The organism is Bradyrhizobium genosp. P (assembly GCF_049949265.1).
Taxonomy (GTDB): domain Bacteria; phylum Pseudomonadota; class Alphaproteobacteria; order Rhizobiales; family Xanthobacteraceae; genus Bradyrhizobium.
The window spans coordinates 5,314,904-5,337,556 of the sequence record NZ_CP188195.1 but is presented as its reverse complement, the minus strand read 5'-3'; the positions used below and the strand labels follow the sequence as shown (position 1 = coordinate 5,337,556).

Sequence of the window (22,653 nt, the reverse complement as noted above, 5' to 3'; positions counted from 1 at the left end):
AAACGTTATAAGAAGCCACCGAATGCGGCCAGTCTGGGGCGGTAACCGGTGCGGGAACCCTAATTCGGCCGCGGCCATCCAAATAGCAGATATCCATGCCCGACGCGACACTGAGAGACCACGCAACCGGCCTGTTGACGGCGTCCACGCGGAGCGATGTTCCGCCCTTCATGGTGATGGACGTGATGGCCGCGGCGGCGCGGATCGAGGCCGCTGGCGGCCGCGTCATCCACATGGAGGTTGGTCAGCCTGCCGCGTCAGCGCCGAAGCCGGCGATCGCGGCAGCGCAGGCCGCGCTGCAGGACGGGCGGATCGACTATACCTCAGCGCTCGGAATTCCCTCGTTGCGCGCGCGCATCGCCCGTCATTATCGCGACACGTATCGCTGCGCGGTGGATGCCGAGCGCATCATCGTGACCACGGGCTCATCAGGTGGCTTCATCCTGGCGTTCCTCGCGATGTTCGAGCCGGGCGACCGAGTGGCGGTCACCGTCCCGGGCTATCCGCCTTACCGGCACATCCTGACCGCGCTCGGCTGCGAGCCGGTGCTGATCGAAACCTCACATGAGACGCGCCATGCGCTGACCGGCGAGGCGCTGCTCGCGGCCCATCGCAAGGCGCCGCTGAAAGGCGTCCTGGTCGGCAGCCCCGCCAACCCGACCGGCACGATGATGTCGCGCGAGGCGCTGTCGAGCCTGATGGCCGCCGCCGACAGTGCCGGCATCCGCTTCATCTCCGACGAAATCTATCACGGGCTCGACTATGCCTTCCCGGCGGTGACCGCCGCCGAACTGTCGCCGCGGGCGCTCGTGATCAACTCGTTCTCGAAATATTTCTGCATGACGGGCTGGCGCGTCGGCTGGATGGTGGCGCCGGACGTACTGGTGCGGCCGATCGAGCGGCTGCAGCAGAATCTCTCGATCTCGGTGCCGACGCTATCGCAGATCGCCGCCGAATCCGCGTTCGAGGGCCGCGAGGAGATGGAAGCGATCAAGCGCGGCTATCAGGAGAACCGCCGCATCCTGATCGAGGGCCTACCGAAGGCGGGCCTGACCAAATTCCTGCCGGCGGATGGCGCGTTCTATCTCTACGCCGATGTGTCCGACTTCACCTCCGACAGCTTCGCATTCGCCAGCGAGATGCTCGAGAAGACGCACGTCGCCGCGACCCCGGGCGTCGATTTCGATCCGATCCACGGCCGCGCTTTCGTCCGTTTTTCCTACGCGCGCTCGGCCGCGGAGATGCAGGAAGCGGTTGCGCGGATCGCGCATTGGCTCAAATAGCCCGCAATCTTCAGAACCGATCCGGCCGATACGGCGAGGCGTCCACGGAGGGGGCCTCGCCGTTCATCATTTCGGCGAGCAGCCGTGCCGTTGCAGGGCCGAGCGTGAAGCCCTGATGGCCGTGGCCGAAATTCGTCCACAGCCCGCGATGGCGTGGCGCAGGCCCGAGCACCGGCAGCATGTCGGTCGTGCAGGGGCGCGTGCCGAACCACGGCTCGGGTTCGAACTCGGGTCCCGATCTCGAGCAGACCTCGCGCGGCGGCTTCTGCATGGCCAAGCTGAATGGGCGTGGCCGGAGCATCGGGGCTCGTCAGTTCCGCGCCGGTGGTAATGCGGATTCCCTTGGCCATCGGCGCCATTGCATAGCCCATCGCGGTATCGACCAGCGGCAGATCGAGCGAGCGGCCACCGTGATAATGCATGTGGTAGCCGCGCTTGCGCACCAGCGGGATCCGGTAACCGAATCTGCGTAGCAATTGGGGCGACCAGGGCCCGAGCGCGACGACCACGTTGGCGGCGTCGATACGTCCACCGTCGGTATCGAGCGACCAACCGGACGAGGTCTCGGTCAGCGTTTGCGCATCTCCACGCAGCAGCGTGCCGCCGAGGCGCTCGAACAGTCCGGCGTAGGCCGAGACGAGGCCGCCGGGATCCGACACGGTCCAGGGTTCGAGCCAGTGGATGGCACCGGGCAGGTCGTCGCGCAGGATCGGTTCGGCCCTGGCGAGCTCGCTGCCATCAAGGACGCGAAACTTCACGCCGTATTCGCGCTGGTTCTCTTCCGCGGCCGCAATCGCACGCTCCAGCGCCGCCGGGTCGCGGTGAAGCAGGCGATAACCCGCGCGGCGGATCAAATTGTCGGCGTGGGCCTCGCGGATGAGGGTGTCGTGTTCCGCCGTTGCGTAGGCAATCAGGCGCGCCCAGGCGGCGGTGGCTTCGCGGTGCCGCTCGGGGGTGGAGTGCCACCAATATCGCAGCAGTGGACCGGCGTGCTGGGGCAGCGACGCCAGGCGATAGCGCACGTCGTTGGTGCGGCCGGCCGCGATCCTGGCAAGCGTGGCGAGATCGCGTGGCATCGGGTAGGGCCGGACCGCCTCGCTCTGGATGATCCCGGCATTGCCGTAGCTGGTCTCCCGGCCGGGCTCCTTGCGGTCGACCAGCGTGACCGACCAGCCGCGGCGCCGCAAGTGCAGCGCCGTGCTGACGCCCACCATGCCGCCGCCAAGAACGATCGCGCTCTGCATTGAGACCTGTTCTCCAATAAAAAAACGCCCGGCTTGAACCGGGCGCTTTTACTTGTCGTGGATTCCTATTCGCCGCCGCCGAAGCGCCGCGACCACCAGCCCTTGCGGGCCGGAGCCTCGGCGGCGGCAGCCGATGCGGGCTCGGCCGCCGGAGCCGGGGCGGGAGACGGCTCAGCCGGGTTTTCGACCAGCGCGGGAGCCAGAGGCTCAGGCTGCGGACTGGTCATGAAGCTGACCTTTTCGCGCACGGTCGAACGGCGCCGCGCGGCACGCTCGGCTTCGGCCTGGGTTTCCTCCGGCGCTGCGGCGGCCTCGGCAGGTGCCGGCTCTGCGGGCTGGAATTCGGGCGGCGGTGCCATCGGCTCGGGCTCCACGAGGGACGGGGCAGCCTCCGCCGAATGACCATCGAAGTCGGCGACTGCGCCAACGACTTCCGGTGCCGACGTTGGCCCGAGCTCATCGGCGATCGATCCCGCGAGACCTTCTTCCGGTCCACCACGCCGGCGGCGGCCGCCACGACGTCCGCGGCGGCGCGGGCGACGTTCGCCATTGGCTCCCTGATCGCCGCGGGCAAAAGCCTGCTGTTCGTCGCCTTCGTCCTCGTCGCCTTCGGCATCCTCGGCTACGACCGCTTCGGTACCTTCGGGCACCACATGCATGAGCGGAGCATCACCGTCCTCGCGCGGCGGCTGGCCACCTTCGCGCGCTTCGCCTCCGCTACCTGTGCGACCACGCCGCCGACGGCGCCGTTTGTTGCGGCGCTGACCATCGCCTTCGCCCTCGGCGCCGGCTTCTTCACCGGCCGCCTGGTCGTCGGCAAGGCCCTCGGTCTCCTCGGTTTCGACCTCGGCCTCGTATTCGAACGGTTCCTCCTCGTCATCGGGCTCGTCGGGCTGCCCCGGCGTCGCAGCGGCTTGCGCCGCCAGCAGCGCCTTGGCCGCTTCGAGCGTATGCACCTGTTCGCCGCGATCGATGATGTAGGACTGCTGGGCGCTCACCGTGGCATCGGCGACCACCGCCAGCGAAACCTTGAAGGCGTTTTCGAGATCGCGCAGATGACCGCGCTTGTGATTGAGCACGTAGAGCGCGACATCGGTCCGCGTGCGGACCACGAGATTGTGGGTCGCCCCCTTCATCAGGATTTCCTCGATGCCGCGCAGAAGCTGCAGCGCCACTGACGAGACCGAACGGACGTGGCCCGAGCCGCCGCATTGCGGGCAGGGCTCGGTCGAACTCTCCAGCACGCTGGCGCGGATGCGCTGGCGCGACATCTCCAGCAGGCCGAAATGCGAGATCCGGCCGACCTGGATCCGCGCCCGGTCCTGGCGCAGGCAATCGGACAGTTTGCGCTCGACCGCACGGTTGTTGCGCTTCTCGTCCATGTCGATGAAGTCGATGACGATCAGGCCGGCGAGATCGCGCAAGCGCAACTGCCGGGCGACTTCCTCCGCCGCCTCCAGATTGGTCTTGAGCGCGGTGTCCTCGATATGGTGCTCGCGCGTGGCCCGTCCCGAGTTGACGTCGATCGAGACCAGCGCTTCGGTCTGGTTGATGACGATGTAGCCGCCGGAGCGCAACTGCACGGTCGGCGAGAACATCGCATCCAGCTGGCTCTCGACGCCCATGCGCGAGAACAGCGGCTGGCCGTCGCCATAGAGCTTCACCGCGCGCACATTGGCCGGCATCAGCATCTTCATGAAATCGCGCGCCTCGCGGTAGCCGGGCTCGCCCGCCACCTGGATCTCGTCGATCTCCTTGTTGTAGAGATCGCGCAGCGAACGCTTGATCAGCGAGCCCTCCTCGTAGACGAGGCTCGGCGCCTGCGACTTCAGCGTCAGATCACGCACGGTTTCCCACATCCGGATCAAATATTCGAAGTCGCGCTTGATCTCGGGCTTGCTGCGGGCGGCGCCGGCGGTGCGCAGGATGATGCCCATGCCCTCGGGCACGTCGAGGTCCTGAACCACTTCCTTCAGCCGCGAACGGTCCTGGGCGGACGTGATCTTGCGGCTGATGCCGCCACCACGCGCGGTGTTCGGCATCAGCACGGCATAGCGGCCGGCGAGCGACAAATAGGTGGTGAGTGCGGCGCCCTTGTTGCCACGTTCTTCCTTGACGACCTGGACCAGCATCACCTGGCGGCGCTTGATGACTTCCTGGATCTTGTACTGGCGGCGCGGGCGGAACGCGCGTTCCGGAACCTCCTCGAGCACATCGTCGCCGCCGACGGACTCGACGACTTCCTCTTCCTCGCCGTCTTCGTCATCGTCTTCATCGTCGTTCGCTTCGTCGCCATGCTCGCCCTGGGATGCGGCTGCGTCCCCAGAGACGTGCTCGGCCGCGACGTGGTCGTCGCCGGTCGCATGAACTTCGTCAGCATGGGCCGTATGCGGCGCGTCATCGGCGTGGGCTGCGTTTTCCTCGGCCTGTTCCTCATGCGCCCGCTCAGGCTCATGGTTGATTTCGACGACCTCGACGGTATCAGGCACGGCGAACGCAATGGACGCCTCCACCACCGCAGCAACGGGATCAGGCTGCCCGTCATCGGACGGCGCCTCGCTCACGGCCGGGGCAGGTTGGTGCTCATGCTCGTGGTCATGATGCTCGTGGTCATGGTCATGGTCATCATGGCCGTGATCGTCATGGCTGTGATCGCCATGCCCGTGGTCGTGCGCCGCATGCTCATGGCCCTCGTGGGCGGCCACGTCGTGCTCATGATGCTCGGCGTCGACAGAATGTTCGTGGCCCTCATGCGGCTGCGGCGCCTGCGGGTCGAGGCCGGCGCCCTCGACCACCTCGCTCTGCACCCGATCGCCCTGGCCGCGGCGGCGGGCGTTGCGATGGCGAGAACGGCGACGGTGGTGGCCGCGGTTCTCGTGCTCTTCCTCGGCCTCGCGGTGCGCGCGCTCGTCGGCTTCGATCAGTGCCTGACGGTCGGCGACCGGGATCTGGTAGTAGTCGGGATGGATTTCGCTGAAGGCGAGGAAGCCGTGACGATTGCCGCCATATTCAATGAAGGCGGCCTGCAGTGACGGCTCTACCCGCGTGACTTTGGCGAGGTAAATATTGCCGCGCAGTTGTTTGCGCTGGGCGGTCTCGAAATCAAACTCTTCGACTCGATTGCCGCGGACCACTACGACCCGGGTCTCTTCCGGGTGGGTGGCATCGATCAACATCTTGTTGGGCATTTTGGGGCTCTTGACGGCGGCGGGCGCGGTGCAGGGCGCGCGCAAGCTGCGCGGCCCGGTGACGCGACGGTCCACCTGATTCGGGGGTGAGGGGAAGGCCAAAACGCGTCTTGAGGCGCAGAGCCGAGCGGGAGCCCACCGGTACGATGCGCCGGGCGAAGCTTTCGCCTCGCGTCAGCGCGGTCGTCTCGGGGATCCTGGTCGGCAATACAGTCTGGCGCATTAAGCGTCGGCCCGTCTAAACATGGTGGCGGCGAGAAATACCGCCGTATCTTTTGCTGAAAGCCCAGCGCAGCGCCGAAGCGCCTGCCGGCCATCGCATATCGAGGCCCCGAGGGACCGGATAATCAGTTATGCCGTGTCTCAAACCGTCCCTCTGGCGAGAGTGCCTGGGACTGGACGCCGCTCGGGCTCGAAACCGCCCCTCCTTGTCAGCCGCGCGCGGCGCTGGCTGCGGAGGGGATCGGAAAAACACGTTGGACCCTTCGGGATCGAAAGTTCCACCGTTGCACCGGGAGGCTGAACGCGACACAACCGGGAGTACTAGCCGTCAGCATTCCGTACATACGTGGATTGACCGCCACGTGCAAGGGAAGCGTCGCGGCAGGGCAACACTCGATCCTTTTCGCTTTTGCGTCATTAAGGCACGATTAACCGTGTGGTTCTAATCGGGTAAGACGCTGCTTGGGAGGCACCGAGTCCGTGGCGAATCGCGCGAATCACCGTGTTTTGCTGGGATGCGGCCTATTGTGCGCCGCAGCATTGGTGTGCGCCCAGCCGACCGGTCCGAGCGCTGCCGAGATGCCCAAGACCGTCGACGCCGCTTCCATCAAAACGGCGCCCGTCGAAGCCGCTCCCGCCGCCACCCCGAGCTTGCCGGTCGCTTCCGATGCGCGACTCGCCGGCGACGGCAAGCAGACCCAATTCATCCTCGACCTCGACCGGAAAATCGAGTTTCGAGCCTTTCCGCTGGCCGACCCCTACCGAGTCGTTGTGGACATTCCCCAGGTCACTTTCCAGCTCGCGGCCGGCGCCGGTGCGACAGGCCGGGGACTGGTCAAGGCATTCCGCTATGGCCTCGTGATGCCCGGCGGCTCCCGAATCGTGTTCGATCTCACCGGCCCGGCGAAGATCGCCAATTCCTACGTGCTCGACGCCGCCAATGGCCAGCCGCCGCGGCTGGTGCTGGAGTTCGAGGAGGTCGACCGCACCGCATTCGTGCAGTCGCTTGCGCCGGAGAGCCGGCCTGATCTCAAGCCGGCGATCGCCGACGCCAATGCCGCGGTGGTCCCGCCGGCCACGACCGCAGCGCTGACGCCACCAGCGGTTCCGGACCAGCGCCCGCTGATCGTGATCGACCCCGGCCATGGCGGTATCGACAACGGCACCCAGTCCGGCGACCAGATGGAGAAGAACCTGGTCCTGGGATTCGGCCTCGCCTTGCGCGACCGGATCGAGAAGACCGGCAAGTACCGCGTCGTCATGACCCGGACCGACGACACCTTTATCCCGCTCGACGACCGGGTGAAGGTGGCACGCACCCAGTCGGCGGCGCTGTTCGTCTCGATTCACGCAGACGCCTTGCCCCGCCGCGAGGGCGATGCGCAGGGCGCCACAATCTATACGCTGTCGGACAAGGCCTCCGACGCAGAGGCCGAGCGGCTGGCCGAGACGGAAAACAAGGCCGACGCCATCGGCGGCGTGAACCTCACCGAGGAGCCGACCGAGGTTGCCGACATCCTGATTGACCTGGCGCAGCGCGAAACCAAGACCTTCTCGAACCGCTTCGCCCATCTCCTGATGACCGAGATGAAGACGTCGGCCAGGATGCACAAGAACCCGCTGAAATCGGCGGGCTTCCGGGTGCTCAAGGCGCCCGATGTTCCGTCGGTCCTGGTCGAACTCGGCTATGTCTCCAACAAGGATGATCTTGGGCACCTGACCTCGGAGAGCTGGCGCAACAAGACCGTCGGCTCGATGGCCGAGGCGATCGATGCGTTTTTCGCCAAGAGGCTGGCAACTGCCGGACCGACCAAGTGAAATCGGCTGGGTGAAAGGGCGGATCGCGCAACGGAAGCCCTAGTTTGGCCACAGCTGCGACGGTATAGAAAACCGACCGCAGAGCTTCGGAATCGACCATATTGTTCTGACGGCTTTTGTATATTCGGCATGCGCGACGGTGGCTTGTTGCGCCCAGGCTTCGTTGCGTGAGACGCTTCGCACGTTAGGACCGGCGCTTCTGAGAACCGAGCGCCAACGGGTAGGAACGGAACTTCGATAATGCGCCTGCTTGTGCGGTTCATGGGATTCTTGTTCGCCGCCGGAACCGTCCTGTTCCTGGTCGGGGTCGCCGGCGTGGCGGGCGCGATCTGGCACTTCTCCAAGGACCTGCCGGACTATTCGCAGCTGCAGGACTATGAGCCGCCCGTGATGACGCGCGTGCATGCGGCCGACGGCGCGCTGCTCGGCGAATACTCCAAGGAGCGGCGGCTCTATCTGCCGATCCAGGCGGTGCCGAAGCTTGTGATCAACGCGTTCCTCGCCGCCGAAGACAAGAACTTCTACGAGCACGGCGGCATCGACTACCAGGGCATGGCTCGCGCCGCGCTTCTTTATGCGCAGAACTACGGCTCCAACCGCCGCCCGCAGGGCGCCTCGACGATCACCCAGCAGGTTGCAAAGAACTTCCTGTTGACCAATGAAGTCTCGTTCGCGCGCAAGATCAAGGAAGCCTTGCTCGCGATGCGCATCGAGCGCGCCTATTCCAAGGATCGGATCCTCGAGCTCTATTTGAACGAAATCTATCTCGGGCTCGGCGCCTACGGCATTGCCGCGGCGTCGCTGGTGTATTTCGACAAGTCGGTCAACGAACTGACGGTCGCGGAAGCCGCGTATCTGGCGTCGCTGCCGAAGGCACCAGCAGCGCTGCATCCGGTGCGCAACCGCGACCGCGCGATCGAGCGCCGCAATTACGTGATCGATCGTCTCCTCGAAAACGGCTGGATCAAGCAGGCGGATGCCGACACGGCGCGCAAGGATCCGCTTGTTGTCACCAACCGCTCTAACGGAGCTCACATCTTCGCCGGCGAATATTTCGCCGAGGAAGTCCGCCGCGACATCTTCGAACGCTACGGCGAAAAGAAGCTCTATGAGGGCGGCCTGTCGGTCCGCACAACGCTCGATCCGAAAATCCAGGTCATGGCGCGCAAGACCATGGCCGCCGGTCTTGTCAACTATGACGAGGCGCAGGGCTGGCGCGGCGCGATACAGAAGCTCGACGTTTCCGGCGATTGGGGTGTCAAGCTCGCCGACCTCAAGTCGCTCTCCGACATCTCGCCGTGGCGGATGGCTGTCGTGCTGGAGACCAGCGACCAGTCGGCGCGGATCGGCTTCCAGCCGGGCCGTGAGCTTGGCGGTGCGGTCAGCAAGGACCGGCAGACCGGCATCGTCACGATGGATGGCGTGCGTTGGGCGAGGAGCAAGGGCAAGACGCCGACGGCCGTCTCGCAGGTGTTGCAGCCCGGCGATGTCATCTATGCCGATCCGCTGGTGAACAAGGACGGCAACGCGGTCGACGGCCAGTATCGCTTGCGGCAATTGCCTGAAATCTCGGGCGCCATGATCGCAATGGATCCATGGACCGGCCGCGTGCTCGCGATGGTCGGCGGCTTCTCGTTCGATCAGAGCCAGTTCAACCGCGCGACCCAAGCCTACCGGCAGCCCGGCTCGGCGTTCAAGCCGCTGGTCTATTCGGCGGCGCTGGACAATGGCTATACGCCGTCGAGCATCATCGTCGACGGCCCGATCGAAATCGACCAGGGGCAGGGCGGCGGCGTCTGGCGTCCGGAAAACTTCTCCACCGGTCACTATTACGGACCGACCACCTTGCGCAACGCGCTGACGCATTCGCTCAACACGGTGACGGTGCGGCTGGCGCAGGATATCGGGATGCCGCTGATCGGTGAGTACGCCAAGCGCTTCGGCGTCTATGACGAACTGCCGAACTATCTCTCCTATGCGCTCGGCGCCGGCGAAACCACCGTCATGCGCATGGTCACGGCCTATTCGATGTTCGCCAATGGCGGGCGCCGTGTGAAGGCGACGCTGATCGATCGCATCCAGGATCGCTACGGCCACACCATCTTCAAGCACGACCAGCGTGAATGCCGCGGCTGCGACGCGCCCGGCGGCTGGAAGAGCCAGCCCGAGCCGCAACTGATCGACCGCCGCGAGCAGGTGCTCGATCCCATGACCGCCTATCAGATCACCTCGATGATGGAGGGCGTGGTTCAGCGCGGCACCGCGACCGTCATGCGCGATGTCGGCAAGCCGATCGCTGGCAAGACCGGCACCACCAACGACGCCAAGGACCTCTGGTTCGTCGGCTTTTCGTCGGACCTCGTGATCGGTCTCTATCTCGGCTACGACAAGCCGCGCTCGCTTGGCAGAACGGCGCAGGCGGGTCATACCGCGGCTCCGATCGCCCGGGACTTCATGAAGCTCGCGCTCGTCGACAAGCCGGCCACGCCATTCAAGATTCCGGCCGGCATCAAGCTGATCCGCGTCGATTCCAAGACCGGCACGCGGGTGGGCCCGGGCGGGGGCGGCAACACCATCCTGGAGGCGTTCAAGCCGGGCACGGCGCCGCCGGAGGGCTATTCGTCCAGCGTCGCCGACGCCGATGGCCGCGGGCCGCAGCCATCGCAGGGGCAGCAGCCTGATACGGGTCTGTTCATGCGCCCCGGAACCGGCGGATTGTATTAGCGCGCCTTCGGGCCAAATCACCGGGACAGCGCGGCTGAGCCGATTGCGCTTTGCCCCGCCCCTCGCTACATCCCTCGCAACCATTGCACCGGACAATTGAAGAGCCATGCGCGCCGAAATCGAACGCCTTGTTGAAGAGATCAAGCAGTCAGTCGGGCTGCTGAGGAGGCATCTTTGACGTCGATCAATCGACGGCGCGCCTCGCCGAGCTGAACAAGCTCGCTGAAGATCCCAATCTCTGGAACGACCCCCAGAAGGCCCAAAAGCTGATGCAGGAGCGCACCTCATTGGAGGACTCGCTTTCCGGTATCGGCAAGGTCGAGCGAGAACTTGACGACAATATCGGTATGATCGAACTCGGTGAGGCCGAGAACGACGCAGCCGTGGTGGCGGAAGCCGAGGCCGCGCTCAAGGCGCTCAAGAAGGAAGTCGCCCGCCGCGAGCTCGAAGCTCTGCTGTCGGGCGAGGCCGACCGGTTCGATTCCTATCTCGAGGTCCACGCCGGCGCCGGCGGCACCGAAAGCCAGGATTGGGCCGAGATGCTGCTGCGCATGTACACGCGCTGGGCCGAGAAGCACGGTTTCAAGATCGAATATCTCGAAGAGACCCAGGGCGAAGAGGCCGGCATCAAATCCGCGACCATCCAGATCAGCGGTCACAATGCCTATGGCTGGTTGAAGACCGAGGCGGGCGTGCACCGGCTGGTGCGGATCTCGCCGTATGATTCCAACGCGCGCCGGCACACATCGTTTTCCAGCGTGGCGATTTTTCCGGTCGTCGACGACTCGATCAAGATCGACATCAAGGAATCCGACGTACGCACCGACACCATGCGGTCGGGCGGCGCCGGCGGGCAGCACGTCAACAAGACCGAATCCGCGGTGCGGCTGACGCATATTCCGACCGGCGTGGCCGTGGTCTGCCAGGCCGGCCGCTCGCAGCACAAGAACCGCGCGCAGGCGTGGGACATGCTGCGCGCCCGGCTCTATGAGATCGAATTGAAGAAGCGCGAGGCGCAGGCCGCCGCCGATCAGGCCGCCAAGACCGATATCGGTTGGGGCCACCAGATCCGCTCCTACGTTCTGCAACCCTATCAGATGGTCAAGGACCTGCGCACCGGCGTGCAGACATCGGATACCTCGGGCGTGCTCGACGGTGATCTCGACGAGTTCATGGCCGCGACGCTGGCGCAGCGCGCTTTCGGGACAGGGCCCGGCGCAGTCGAGGATGTGGATTAGCCCATGCAACGCGTTGGCTTCATCGGATTGGGGCGGATGGGCCATGGCATGGCCGGCCGCTACCTCGATGCGGGCTTCACCGTCGCGGTGTGGAATCGCAGCAAGGCGAAGGCGGAAGGCCTGATTGCGCTCGGCGCACAATGGGCGACCTCGCCGGAAGATGCTGCCATCGACGCCGATGCTGTTATCACCATGGTGGCCGACGACGAGGCCTCGCGCGCGGTGTGGCTGACCAAGGACGGGGCTGCTGCGACCATGAAGGCCGGCACGCTCGCAATCGAGTGCTCGACGGTGTCGTATCAGCACACGCTCGACATGGCGCGTGAGTTGCGCAGCCGCGGGCTGATCTACATCGATTGTCCGGTCACCGGACTGCCGGAGGCGGCGGCCGCCGGCAAGCTGACGCTGCTGGTGGGCGCCGAACCGGCCGATCTCGACAAGGCCAAGCCGTTTTTGGCACCGATCGGCAGCACGATCCGTCATTTCGGCGCCGTCGGTACCGGAACGGTGTTCAAGCTGATCAACAACCTGATCGGCGCGGTGCAGATCGCGAGCCTCGCCGAAGGCGTCGCGATGGCCGAGCAGGCCGGCCTCGACATGAAGCTGGTGGCGGAAGCGCTTGGAACCGGCGCGATCGCGAGCCCGCAAGTGATCCGGCATTCCAAGCGGATGGTCGCCCGCGACTTCTCCGGCGCGTCGTTTACCGCTGCACTGCGCCACAAGGACGCCGCCTACGCGGTGCGGCTGGCCGAGACGTTGCTGCCTGACGTACCCGTCAGCCGCGCGGCACTTGCGGCGTATGACAAGGCGAAGTCCCATGCGCCCGATGCCGACGAAGGCCAGATGATCGAGATCGTGTCGCGGCCGAAATAGGTTGAAATGTTCGCAACGTCGGCTCTCGCTGACATGCATCAGCCGCGCGACTTCTTCCAGTCCGCATACCAGCCCGTAAAGCGTCCGCTGTCGCGCGCGCCGCCGTGCCAGGCGGCGTAGGCGACACCGTCGTCGGCGACCAGCACCACCACATCGAGCCCGTTGGAGCGGCGCAGCGTGTCCATCGCCTGGGCCGGCGTCTGCGCGATCGGACCGGCGACATTGAACGACGTATTGACCGACATCTCGATGCCGATGCGGCGGCCGAGCGCCTTCAGATAAGCGTAGGTGAGGGGATCGTCGTCGGGTCTCACGACCTGGATCCGGCCGGTGCCGTCGGCATGCACCACCGCTGGAATCTTCTCGCGCGCCTGCGGCTTCGAATGCGCCGTCAGCACCATGTAGTAATACGCGTTGTAGCCGTCGTCGGAGGCGCCATCTTCCAGCACAAAATAGTCGCGTGCGGCCTCCAGTGTCGCCATCGGCGCCAGCGGGCGGATCGCCTCGCGGTATTTGACGCGCTCGTTCAGCCGCTCGCGCACCTCGGGATCGCAGGGGTTTGCCAGGATCGAACGGTGACCGAGCGCGCGCGGGCCGGTCTCCGCGGCACCCTGGTAGATCGCGATCACGCCGCCTTGGGCGACCATGAAGGCCATCAGGTCCGCAATCGCGTCGCGTCCCTCCGGCGTTACGATGCTGCCGATCCCGATGGAGGCGACATCGTCGGCCTTCAGCGCCGCCGTGATGTCGTCATGCGTCGGCGGCAGGCCGCAATAGAATGCGTGCGACAGCGGCTTGCCGCGCGGTGCGCCGGCCATGTGCGAGAACAGCCATGCCGCGCCGATCGGCACGCCGGGATCGCCGGGCACCGGCGGCACCCACAAATGAAGGCGCGTCTTGCGCTGCTGCGCCGCCGCGAACCAGGCCTCGTCGAAATGCTCGAGCAGACGCATATTGGCGAGCGCGTTCAGTGCAACGCCGCCGGTCAGTATCAAGCGATCCGTGCCGGTGATGCGCAACAGATGATCGACCACATGGATCATCGCGTCCTCGAAGACCATTTGCGTCGCGGCGGCCTTGTCGAGCCGATCCTTGGTATCGGGACGGTGGTGGATGTCCTCCACCCGCAGCATGGCGTCGGGATTCCAGAGCTGGTCTTCCCGCAGCGGCGGGCCGAGGATCTCGATCAGGGGCGCCTTGTAGGGATTGTCGACCGGATCGCAATACCAGTTCGCCATCTCGCGATTGAGGTGCACCTTGCCGTCAGGACCGAGCTGCAGCACCTCCTTCAGCCGTTGATAATATGGATTGGTGGCGCGATTCATGTCGCCCCAGGCGGCGGCGCCCATGTAGCGACCTTCGCTGGACAGCCAGGTCCAGCCGCCCTGACTGGACGAGATCACGCTGTAGAAAGCGCCGAGCGAGTCGAACAGGCTGTCGTTGCAGTAGAGCTGCTTCATCTCGCCGTTCTCGGCAACATAGAGCGAGATCGAACCGGCATCGCCGGTGCCGTCGAGCACGCCGATCGCGACCGGTCCGTGGTGGTCGGCGAAAGGTGAGGCCGCGAACGAGAACCAGGCGTGGTTGTCGTGATGCGGCATGCAGATCAGCGGCAAGGGTTCGGCAAGGCCGAACTCGCGGCCGAGCTTGGGCGACAGGCGGCGCACCTGGTCCAGCTGGCGCAGCCTGATCGCGGGCGAGATCGGCGCGTGCAGCAGTTTCAGGCTGGCGGGCGCTTCCTCCAACGACGTCCGGATCAGCATCGGCAACAGCGCCAGATAATCCCACGTCGTGACAAAGGCTGCGATATCGCCGATATCGCGACCCATTCGCCGCAGCACTTCGCGCATGTCGTGCAGCGACGCTTGCGGATATTCGGTGGTGTGCTTGTTGCCGGAGAAGCGCTCTTCCTCGTTGTTGACGATCAGTCGCGGGCCCTCGCTTTGCGTGACCTCGACCAGCGCCACGCCGGTGTTGTGCATCCCGGGACCGGCGAGCCCTGCGATGTACACGGTCTCGCCACGCTGCAGCCGTTCCCGGATCGAGGCGAGCGTGCGTTTCGCATAGTCGCTGTTCGCCTTGTGCAGGCCACGGCGTTCCATCGCGAATTCGGTGACCCTGCGCGTCAGTTCGTAACCGGCAGCCGCGAGGCGCGGATGGCGCGGACCGATACGTATTTTCCGCTTAGGCAATCAGACCGCCTCGACTCGTGAGTCCCCGATAAATCATCAAACACAAATCACGCCAGGCAACAACGCCGTTTCGTCCGGCGAAAAAACCCGGTGCTTGCAAGCACATGCACGACTTGCGAGACTTGTCGTCAAAACCAACGACAGAAATCGGGAGGAAATGATGCCAGTTCGTTGCCCATATATTGTCGCGATCTCGGCCTTCGCAAATGCTGCATTGATCGCGACTGCGGCGTTTGCACAGAAGGGCTACGATCCCGGCGCGACCGATACCGAAATCAAGATCGGCAATATCATGCCGTACAGCGGCCCGGCGTCGTCCTACGGCGTGATCGGCAAGACCGAGGCCGCGTTCTTCAGGATGATCAACGACCAGGGCGGCATCAACGGCCGCAAGATCAACTTCATCAGCTACGACGACAGCTATTCGCCGCCGAAGGCGATCGAACAGGCGCGCAAGCTCGTCGAGAGCGACGAGGTGCTGCTGATCTTCCAGCCGCTCGGCACGCCGTCCAACGCGGCGATCATGAAATACATGAATGCCAAAAAGGTGCCGCAGCTCTTCGTCGCTTCCGGAGGCACTAAATTTGGCGACCCGAAGAACTTCCCCTGGACGATGGGTTTCCAGCCCAACTACCAGAGCGAAGGGCGGATCTACGCCAAGTACATCAGAGACAACTTTCCCAACAGCAAGATCGCGGTGTTCTGGCAGAACGACGATGCCGGCAAGGATCAGGTCAAGGGCCTGAAGGACGGGCTTGGCGACAAGGCCAATATGATCATCGCCGACAAATCCTACGAGGTCAGCGACCCCTCGATCGATTCCCAGATCGTCGCGCTGCACGATTCGGGTGCGGACATCTTCTTCTCCTGGGCCGCCCCGAAGGGCTCGGCGCAGGCGATCCGCAAGGTTGGCGAGCTCGGCTGGAAGCCGAAATTCTTTCTCGCCAACACCGCGACCTCGGTCGCCTCGGTGCTGAAGCCGGCGGGGCTTGAATACTCCAAGGGCATCATCTCGACGGCCTATCTCAAGGACCCGACCGATCCGACCTGGGACAAGGATCCGGCCGTCATGCGCTGGCGCAGCTTCATGGACAAATATTATCCGGACGGCGACAAGACCAACGCCAACAATGTCTATGGCTACACCGAGGCGGAGGCCATGGTGCAGGTGCTGAAGCAGTGCGGCGACAATCTCACGCGCGAGAATGTCATGAAGCAGGCGGCCAATCTGAAGAACTTTCACTCCGACCTGATGCTGCCCGGCGTCATGGTCAACACCGGGCCGGATGACTACTTTCCGATCGAGCAGATGCAGCTGATGAAGTTCAACGGCGAGGCCTGGGAACTGTTCGGCGACGTCATTACCGGCGAGGTCGGGCACGAGGCAACGAGGTAGCCGTTTGCCGATCATGCGAGTCCGGCTACGCGTCTTGCGAGGGACACCTTCCACCAGGGCGTCAGGCCTGCACGACTTCGCCGTCCGCCTCACACGCGTTCGTCTCTCGCATGATCGGCGTCCACCGCACCACCGCGCGTTCGTGACGTGCGCTCGCCCCTCAATCGGGTGGGACGGCCATATCCACAGCATTTAGCTGCGCTTCCGAAAATCAGAATATTTTTGCCGCAGCCGCTTGCGCCGTCGGGCAAATCAGTGCCAGGGGCGATGCCTATTCCTTGCGGACGCGCCGCAGCTCGGGCGTCGCCGCGAGAAGTCTCAGCCGGCGCTCAGGCGGACACCGGCGCGCAAGAATTTCTGCGGATCGACCGCCTCGCCGTCGATGCGGGTTTCATAGTGCAGATGCGGGCCGGTGGAGCGGCCGGTCGAACCGACCTCGCCGATCACCTGGCCGATCTTCACGACCTCGCCGACCTTGACGTTGATCTCGGAGAGATGGCCGTAGCGGGTGGAGAGGCCGTTGCCATGGTCGACCTCGACCATGCGGCCATAGCCGCCGGCCCACCCCGCCGACACCACCTTGCCGTTGGCGGTGACGCGGACGGGATCGCCGGTGGAGGCGCGGAAGTCGAGGCCGGTGTGCATCGCCGGGCGGCCGAGGAACGGATCGGTTCGCACGCCGAAGCCGCTGGTGAATTCGACCTCGCCGACAACGGGCTTGCGATACGGCACCAGCGCCAGGGTCTGGTTCAGACGCTGCATCTGGGCGCGGTTGATGTTGATGCGATAGAGCTGGCGCTCGAACGCACCGGCATCGGCCGGAAGCTTGACCGGCACGAACGGTCCGCCCATGCCAGCGCGCGGCGTCGCCGCCTCGAGCTGGGCCATGTTGAGGCCGAGATCGCTGATCACGCCGCGCATCCGACGCACCCGCGAATCGATGCCGTCCTCGACCGACGAGAGCGCGGCGAGCTGGCGCCGCTCGACCTGGTCGAGCGAGGTCTGCAGGCGGACGATGGCGTTGTCGACGCCCTGGACCTTGGCGAACTGGCTCGGCTGCGCCTTCGCAGTCAACGGCGCGCGCGATTCCAGACGCGCCTCGCGATCCGGCGGCGCCACGAAGATCACGGTGTCGCTGATCGGCGACGGCTTTGGCGTACCCGACGACGGCGCAGCGTCAGCATGGCCCTGCGGCTTGATCGATCCGGTGACCGCAGCGTCCGGGATGGTGCCGAGCGCGGTGGCACGCGATTCCAGCGCGGACTGGCGGCGCATGATCTGGTCGAGCTTCTGGTCGAACTGCTCCTGGTCCAGCAGCTGGCGGCCGGTGGTGCGATCGACCTTGGCGCGGAGTTCCGCGATGCGGTCTTCATAGGCGTATTGCATTTCGGCCTGGCGGGCGATCAGCCGGGTCAGGACGTCGTCGCGGAACGCGAAATAGGTGGCGGTCGCCGCCGACCACATGCCGAGCATGACCACGGTGCCGACCGCAATCCAGAACACAACCGGTCCGAACCGGACCTGCTTGCCGGCATGCGCGATGGTATAGCCGGCCCCCGAGGCTGCCGCAGCCGGAGCTCCCGGCGCGGAATGGGCCGCCGTACGGCGTGGCGCGGCTCGGCCATGGTCCTGTGGATGATGGTGTTTGGCGTATTCGAGATGATGACCGGACCGGCTCGACATCGGCACTCCCGCGGCCGGTCGGACCAAGTTCCGTACGGCTAGTTTGCGGAGCGATTTGACCTTTCCATGGTTAATTTTTTGGAAACGGAGTCTCTCCAGTTAGAGCGACCGGACCGCCTCAAGCACCTGGTCGGCATGGCCGTCAACCTTCACATGGCGCCAGATTCGGGCGACCTTTCCTTCCGAATCCACCACAACCGTCGTGCGAATAATTCCCATGAAGGTCTTGCCATACATGGATTTTTCGCCCCAGGCGCCGTACGCCTCCAGCATCTGATGCGTCTCATCCGAGATCAGAGGGACGGACAATTGGTGTTTGTTTCGAAACGACTCCTGTGCCTTAACCGTATCCGCGGATATGCCGAGCACCACGGCACCGGCGTCCGTGAAGGCCTGGTTCAGCCGGGTGAAGTCGATCGCCTCCCGGGTGCAGCCCGGGGTGTCGGCGCGAGGATAGAAGAACAGCACGAGCTTGCTGCCAGCGAAGTCCTTGAGCGAGACATTGCCGCCGCCGTCGCGCGGCAGATTGAAGGAGGGGGCTTGGGCGCCTTCGGCCAGAACTCCCGCGCCAGATTTGGTCGCGGCCGCCGGTTTGGGCTTTAACGGTTTCGAGGGAGCCTTGTGCGAGGCTTTGGCCTTATCGGTCTCGGCGGCCTTGCTCGATGTCTTGCTCGACGTTTTGACAGCCGCCTTGCGGGTTTTCGCCGCGGACCTCCCTGTGCCGATGCCTGCGCTGCGAGCAATTTTTGTTGCGGCCCGCTTTCCGGTTGTGTTGGAGGATTTCTTGCGCGTTTTCTTGGACATACGCCTTCCTTTCGTCGCTTTCCGCGGCTCAACCATTGGGGTATTGCGGGTCTCATTCGCGGCGGCAGGATTCGCATCCGCCGCTGGGCAAGTCTGATGGCCTCGGAGTATGGTTACAAGGAATTCGACGCGTTATCCGTCCGCTCGTTGAGCAGGCTTTTGATTGGTTGCTTTCGTCCTTTCTTGGGTCGGCCAGCGATTAACACTGTAAACTAGGGACACGCCGCGATGCCGGCACAGGAGCGCTCGATACGAATCGACGGGCGTCCCGATGGCGGCGATCAAACTCACCGCCAGCACCGAGAGGCAATGGCCAGGATTACGCCGCCGCAGGGGCCAAACCCGCGCGCCGAGGCCGAATTCTCGCAATGGGAAGATCAGGCCGGGTGGGACGATCAGGACGAAGCGGCGGGCCACCGCGCGCGGCGGCTGCTCGCGCGTTCCAATACCAATATTCATCGCTTTACCGATTTCTGCGCCGGCCTGCAGCGCTGGCTGAACGGCGGGCGCTGGCTGCGACGCATCGGCCTGGTCCTCGCGGTGCTGGTGGTGATTTTCGCGGTCAGCTTCGGCGCGCTGTGGTGGCGGCTCGGCGCCGGTCCGATCAATCTCGAGATGGCGACGCCATGGCTTGCAGCGGCGATCGAGGAAAACATCGGTCACGGTAATACCGTCGAGGTCGGCGGAACCCAGATCGAACGCGCCGGCCGCATCAGGATCGCGGTGCGGATCCGCGACATCATCGTCCGCGACCGCGACCACGCGATCGTCGCGAGCGCGCCGAAGGCCGAGGTGCGGTTGTCGGGAACAGCGTTGCTCATGGGCCAATTGCGGGCGGAGAGCCTCAATCTGGTCGACGCAGAACTGTCCGTGCGCATCACGCCGGACGGCTATGTGACGGTCTCCGCCGGTGACACCGCAAAGCCGATTGCCACCGGCGTGGCTTCCAAGAAGGAAGCGGGGTTGGCCCCGACATTCCCGCGACCCGCGCCTGCCGTACCGCCGGCCGCCGCGCCCGAGAGCGCCACGGCCGCACTATCCGAGCTGCCGGCCCAGAACGGCCTGCTCGCAGGTCTCGACTGGCTCGACAGCCTCAGCCTGACCGGCCTCGACGGCCAGAACCTCAACGAGATCGGCCTGAAGAACGGCAATCTCGTCGTCGACGATCAGCAGCGCGGCAACAAATGGAGCTTTGAGAATATCAGCCTGAGCCTGCGGCGGCCGAGCGGCGGCGGCGTCGCACTGAGCTTCGGCGAGGAGGGCGCCAAACCCTGGTCGGTGCGCGTGCTGGTCGGGCCGCAGACGGATGGCGTGCGCTCGGTCGACATCAAGGCCGACAAGGTCTCCGCCAGCGACATCCTGCTCGCGCTCAGGACCAAGGACCTCACCTATACCGCCGACCTGCAGCTATCGGGCGAACTCAAGGGCGAACTCGGCCGCGACGGCGTGCCGACCTATTTCCGTGGCAAGGTCACCACGGGGGCCGGCAACATCCTCGACACCGATACGCCGAGCTATCCGATGGCGCTCGATTCGGCGGAGATGAGCGTCGAGTGGGATGCCGGACGGCGCGTGCTGCTGGCGCCGATCAAGATCGTCTCGGGCGCCAACCGGATCACGCTGCTCGGCCATCTCGAGCCCCCGAACGACAATGTCACCGACTGGCAGGCGGGCTTGTCGGGCGGCACCATCGTGTTGGCCGGGATCGACAACGAGCCGCCGCTGATCTTCAACCGCATCAACGTCGCGTTCCGCTTCGACACCGAGAAGAAGAAAGTGCTGCTGACCCAGGCCGACATCAGCAATGGTGAGATCGGCGTCGCCGGAACCGGCAGTATCGACTATTCCGGCGAGGCGCGGCTGCAACTCGGGTTCGCCGGCACGCCGATGTCGGCGTCCGCCCTGAAACGGATGTGGCCGACCATCATCGTGCCCGAGGTGCGCGAATGGGTGATCGAACGGATCGAGCGCGGCACGCTCCAGCGCATTGATGTCGGCGTCAATTCGCCGGTGCACAACCTGTCCCGCAAGGGGCCGCCAATTCCGGACGACGGTCTCTCGGTCAACATCGTCGCATCCGGCGTCACGGTGCGCCCGGTCGACGGGATGCCCGCGGTGCATGATGCCGACCTGAAGGCCAGGGTGACCGGCCGCACCGCGACCGTGAATATCGGCCAGGGCATCGCCGACACGCCGGCGGGCCGCAAGATCACGCTGTCGGATTTCACCTTCGAGGTGCCCGACATGGCGCCAAAGCCGTCGCCCGCGAAGGTCAAGTTCCGGGTCGACTGCCCGGTGCCGGCGGCTGCGGAAATCCTTGCCTCAGACCGCCTCAGCGATCTCTCGGGGCCGCCGATCGATCCCAATGCCAGCAAGGGCAACGTGTCGGCGATCATCAATCTCGGCATGCCGGTGAAAGGCGAACTGACCAAGGCCGATACGGTCTATTCCGTCACCGCTGATATCGCCGGTGTCGCGGTCGACAAGCTGGTCATGAACCAGAAGCTCGAGGCCAATACGCTGAAGGTGATTGCCAGCAACGCCGGTTTTCAGGTCAAGGGCGACGTCAAGATCAACGGCCAGGCGGCGTCGCTCGACTATCGCAAGCCGGCCGATGGCGATGCCGACGTCAAGCTGCAGGCAACGCTGGATGACGCGAGCCGCGCGCGGCTCGGTCTCGATTTCGGTCCGGCGGTCTCAGGCGCGATCCCGGTCAAGCTGACCGGCAAGATCGGCAGCGGCGACAACGGCACCAAGATGGGTGTCGAAGCCGACCTGACCGCGTTGAAGCTCGACAACATCCTACCCGGCTGGGTCAAGGCATCCGGCAGGGCGAGCAAGGCGACCTTCAACGTGGTGCCGAAGCCGCAGTCGACCCGGTTCGAGGATATCGTGGTCGAGGGCGGCGGCGTCTCGATCAAGGGCGCTATCGAGGTCGACCCGAACGGCGACCTCATGAATGCGAACTTCCCGGTCTATGCGCCTTCCGAGGGCGACAAGACTTCGCTGCGGGCCGATCGCGGGCCGGACGGCGTGGTGAAGGTGACGATGCGCGGCGACGTCTTCGATGGCCGCGGCTTCCTGAAATCGGCGATCTCCGGCCGTGACAGCGACGCCAAGAGCAAGACAAAGAACATCGACTTCGATATCGACGTCAAGCTCGGCGCGGTGGCGGGCTTCAATGGCGAGGCGATCCGCAGCGTCGATGCCAAGATGTCGCGCCGCAACGGCTTCGTGAAGGCGTTCGCGCTGGGTGGCAAGGTCGGACGGGATACGCCCGTGAGCGTCGACATGCGCGGCCGTCAGCAGGGACACGAGGTGATCTACCTGCAGACCGCCGACGCCGGCGCGTTCCTGCGTTTCATCGACACCTATTCGAAGGTGGTCGGCGGCCAGCTCACGCTTGCAATGGAGCCGCCGACGCCCGATGCGGGCCCGAAGGAAGGCTACATCAATATCCGCGATTTCGCGGTGAAGGGTGAAGCTCAGCTCGACCGCGCCGTCGCCGGCGGTCCGGTCAGCACGCAGAACGGCATCGCGTTTTCTGCGCTGCAAGCCGAGTTCACGCGTCAGAGCGGTCAGCTCACGATCCGCAAGGGCGTCGTCAAGGGACCAAGCATCGGCGCAACCATCCAGGGCAGTATCGATTATGTCGGCAGCCAGGTGCGGATGAACGGCACTTTCATTCCGATGTACGGGCTGAACAACATGTTCGGTCAGATTCCCTTCTTCGGGATTTTCCTCGGCGCCGGCAGCGACGAAGGCCTGATCGGCGTCACTTACGAAGTCGTCGGCACGCCGAGCGCGCCGGTGCTGCGCGTCAACCCGATTTCGGCTCTCGCGCCCGGGCTGTCGCGCAAGATATTTGACTTCAATCCATCCAGCCCGACCGAGCTGCCGCCGACCAATAATTAGTCTGAGCTACGATCGATGCGGATATCGCCTAAAGCGCGATGAGATCGGTTCGAATTATCATCGCGCCTTAGCT

General features: G+C 64.9%; 11 protein-coding genes and 1 pseudogene. 7 read left to right on the top strand and 5 right to left on the bottom strand.

From position 1 onward, the window contains the following. Positions 1-95: 95 nt before the first annotated feature. Positions 96-1,283 carry a pyridoxal phosphate-dependent aminotransferase gene (locus tag ACP2YO_RS25900; protein WP_426434006.1) on the top strand — a complete coding sequence of 396 codons (1,188 nt, stop codon included), beginning with the start codon at positions 96-98 and terminating at the stop codon, positions 1,281-1,283. A 10-nt stretch (positions 1,284-1,293) separates the two neighbouring features. On the opposite strand, the pseudogene ACP2YO_RS25895 reads toward ACP2YO_RS25900, so the two are convergent. Next, positions 1,294-2,527 (bottom strand): annotated as a pseudogene (locus tag ACP2YO_RS25895) (NAD(P)/FAD-dependent oxidoreductase). Positions 2,528-2,592: 65 nt separating this feature from the next. Next, positions 2,593-5,715 (bottom strand): Rne/Rng family ribonuclease, encoded by a 3,123-nt coding sequence (locus ACP2YO_RS25890; RefSeq protein WP_426434005.1) that lies wholly within the window; start codon positions 5,713-5,715, stop codon positions 2,593-2,595. 702 nt (positions 5,716-6,417) lie between these two features. Between ACP2YO_RS25890 and ACP2YO_RS25885 the strand changes: the two genes are divergently transcribed. The 4 genes from ACP2YO_RS25885 to ACP2YO_RS25870 all read left to right on the top strand — a co-directional run bounded on the left by ACP2YO_RS25885 (position 6,418) and on the right by ACP2YO_RS25870 (position 12,590). Then, a complete protein-coding gene (locus tag ACP2YO_RS25885) occupies positions 6,418-7,755 on the top strand; it encodes an N-acetylmuramoyl-L-alanine amidase (RefSeq protein WP_426434004.1) in 1,338 nt (445 codons plus the stop codon). A 240-nt stretch (positions 7,756-7,995) separates the two neighbouring features. Further along, the gene (locus tag ACP2YO_RS25880) at positions 7,996-10,479 is read left to right on the top strand and encodes a penicillin-binding protein 1A (RefSeq protein WP_426434003.1); all 2,484 of its coding nucleotides are present in this window, start codon (positions 7,996-7,998) and stop codon (positions 10,477-10,479) included. Between the two features lie 106 nt (positions 10,480-10,585). Further along, a protein-coding gene (gene prfB / locus ACP2YO_RS25875; RefSeq protein WP_426434002.1) for a peptide chain release factor 2 occupies positions 10,586-11,717 on the top strand; the annotation gives its coding sequence in 2 pieces (ribosomal slippage) (positions 10,586-10,654 and positions 10,656-11,717; 1,131 coding nt in all). A gap of 3 nt (positions 11,718-11,720) precedes the next feature. After that, entirely contained in the window at positions 11,721-12,590 is an 870-nt protein-coding gene (locus ACP2YO_RS25870; protein WP_426434001.1) for an NAD(P)-dependent oxidoreductase, read from the top strand. A gap of 38 nt (positions 12,591-12,628) precedes the next feature. Here the strand turns inward: ACP2YO_RS25870 and ACP2YO_RS25865 are convergent, their stop codons facing one another. Then, entirely contained in the window at positions 12,629-14,782 is a 2,154-nt protein-coding gene (locus ACP2YO_RS25865) for a carbamoyltransferase C-terminal domain-containing protein (RefSeq protein ID WP_426434000.1), read from the bottom strand. Positions 14,783-14,942: 160 nt separating this feature from the next. On the opposite strand from ACP2YO_RS25865, the gene ACP2YO_RS25860 reads away from it, so the two are divergent. Then, on the top strand, positions 14,943-16,178 hold the full coding sequence (locus ACP2YO_RS25860) for an ABC transporter substrate-binding protein (RefSeq protein ID WP_426433999.1): 1,236 nt from the start codon (positions 14,943-14,945) through the stop codon (positions 16,176-16,178). A gap of 318 nt (positions 16,179-16,496) precedes the next feature. On the opposite strand, the gene ACP2YO_RS25855 is transcribed toward ACP2YO_RS25860, so the two are convergent. Beyond that, entirely contained in the window at positions 16,497-17,861 is a 1,365-nt protein-coding gene (locus tag ACP2YO_RS25855) for a peptidoglycan DD-metalloendopeptidase family protein (RefSeq protein ID WP_426433998.1), read from the bottom strand. Between the two features lie 99 nt (positions 17,862-17,960). Then, positions 17,961-18,665 carry a redoxin domain-containing protein gene (locus ACP2YO_RS25850; protein ID WP_426433997.1) on the bottom strand — a complete coding sequence of 235 codons (705 nt, stop codon included), beginning with the start codon at positions 18,663-18,665 and terminating at the stop codon, positions 17,961-17,963. A gap of 228 nt (positions 18,666-18,893) precedes the next feature. Between ACP2YO_RS25850 and ACP2YO_RS25845 the strand changes: the two genes are divergently transcribed. Continuing rightward, positions 18,894-22,580 carry a DUF3971 domain-containing protein gene (locus ACP2YO_RS25845; RefSeq protein WP_426433996.1) on the top strand — a complete coding sequence of 1,229 codons (3,687 nt, stop codon included), beginning with the start codon at positions 18,894-18,896 and terminating at the stop codon, positions 22,578-22,580. Positions 22,581-22,653: the final 73 nt, after the last annotated feature.

What these genes read in the sequence shown, in the direction of transcription:
- ACP2YO_RS25900 (WP_426434006.1), top strand. Translation starts at nt 96, where the DNA reads ATGCCCGACGCGACACTGAGAGACCACGCAACCGGCCTGTTGACGGCG.
- ACP2YO_RS25890 (WP_426434005.1), bottom strand. Translation starts at nt 5,715, where the DNA reads ATGCCCAACAAGATGTTGATCGATGCCACCCACCCGGAAGAGACCCGG.
- ACP2YO_RS25880 (WP_426434003.1), top strand. Translation starts at nt 7,996, where the DNA reads ATGCGCCTGCTTGTGCGGTTCATGGGATTCTTGTTCGCCGCCGGAACC.
- ACP2YO_RS25870 (WP_426434001.1), top strand. Translation starts at nt 11,721, where the DNA reads ATGCAACGCGTTGGCTTCATCGGATTGGGGCGGATGGGCCATGGCATG.
- ACP2YO_RS25860 (WP_426433999.1), top strand. Translation starts at nt 14,943, where the DNA reads ATGCCAGTTCGTTGCCCATATATTGTCGCGATCTCGGCCTTCGCAAAT.
- ACP2YO_RS25855 (WP_426433998.1), bottom strand. Translation starts at nt 17,861, where the DNA reads ATGTCGAGCCGGTCCGGTCATCATCTCGAATACGCCAAACACCATCAT.
- ACP2YO_RS25850 (WP_426433997.1), bottom strand. Translation starts at nt 18,665, where the DNA reads ATGTCCAAGAAAACGCGCAAGAAATCCTCCAACACAACCGGAAAGCGG.
- ACP2YO_RS25845 (WP_426433996.1), top strand. Translation starts at nt 18,894, where the DNA reads ATGCCGGCACAGGAGCGCTCGATACGAATCGACGGGCGTCCCGATGGC.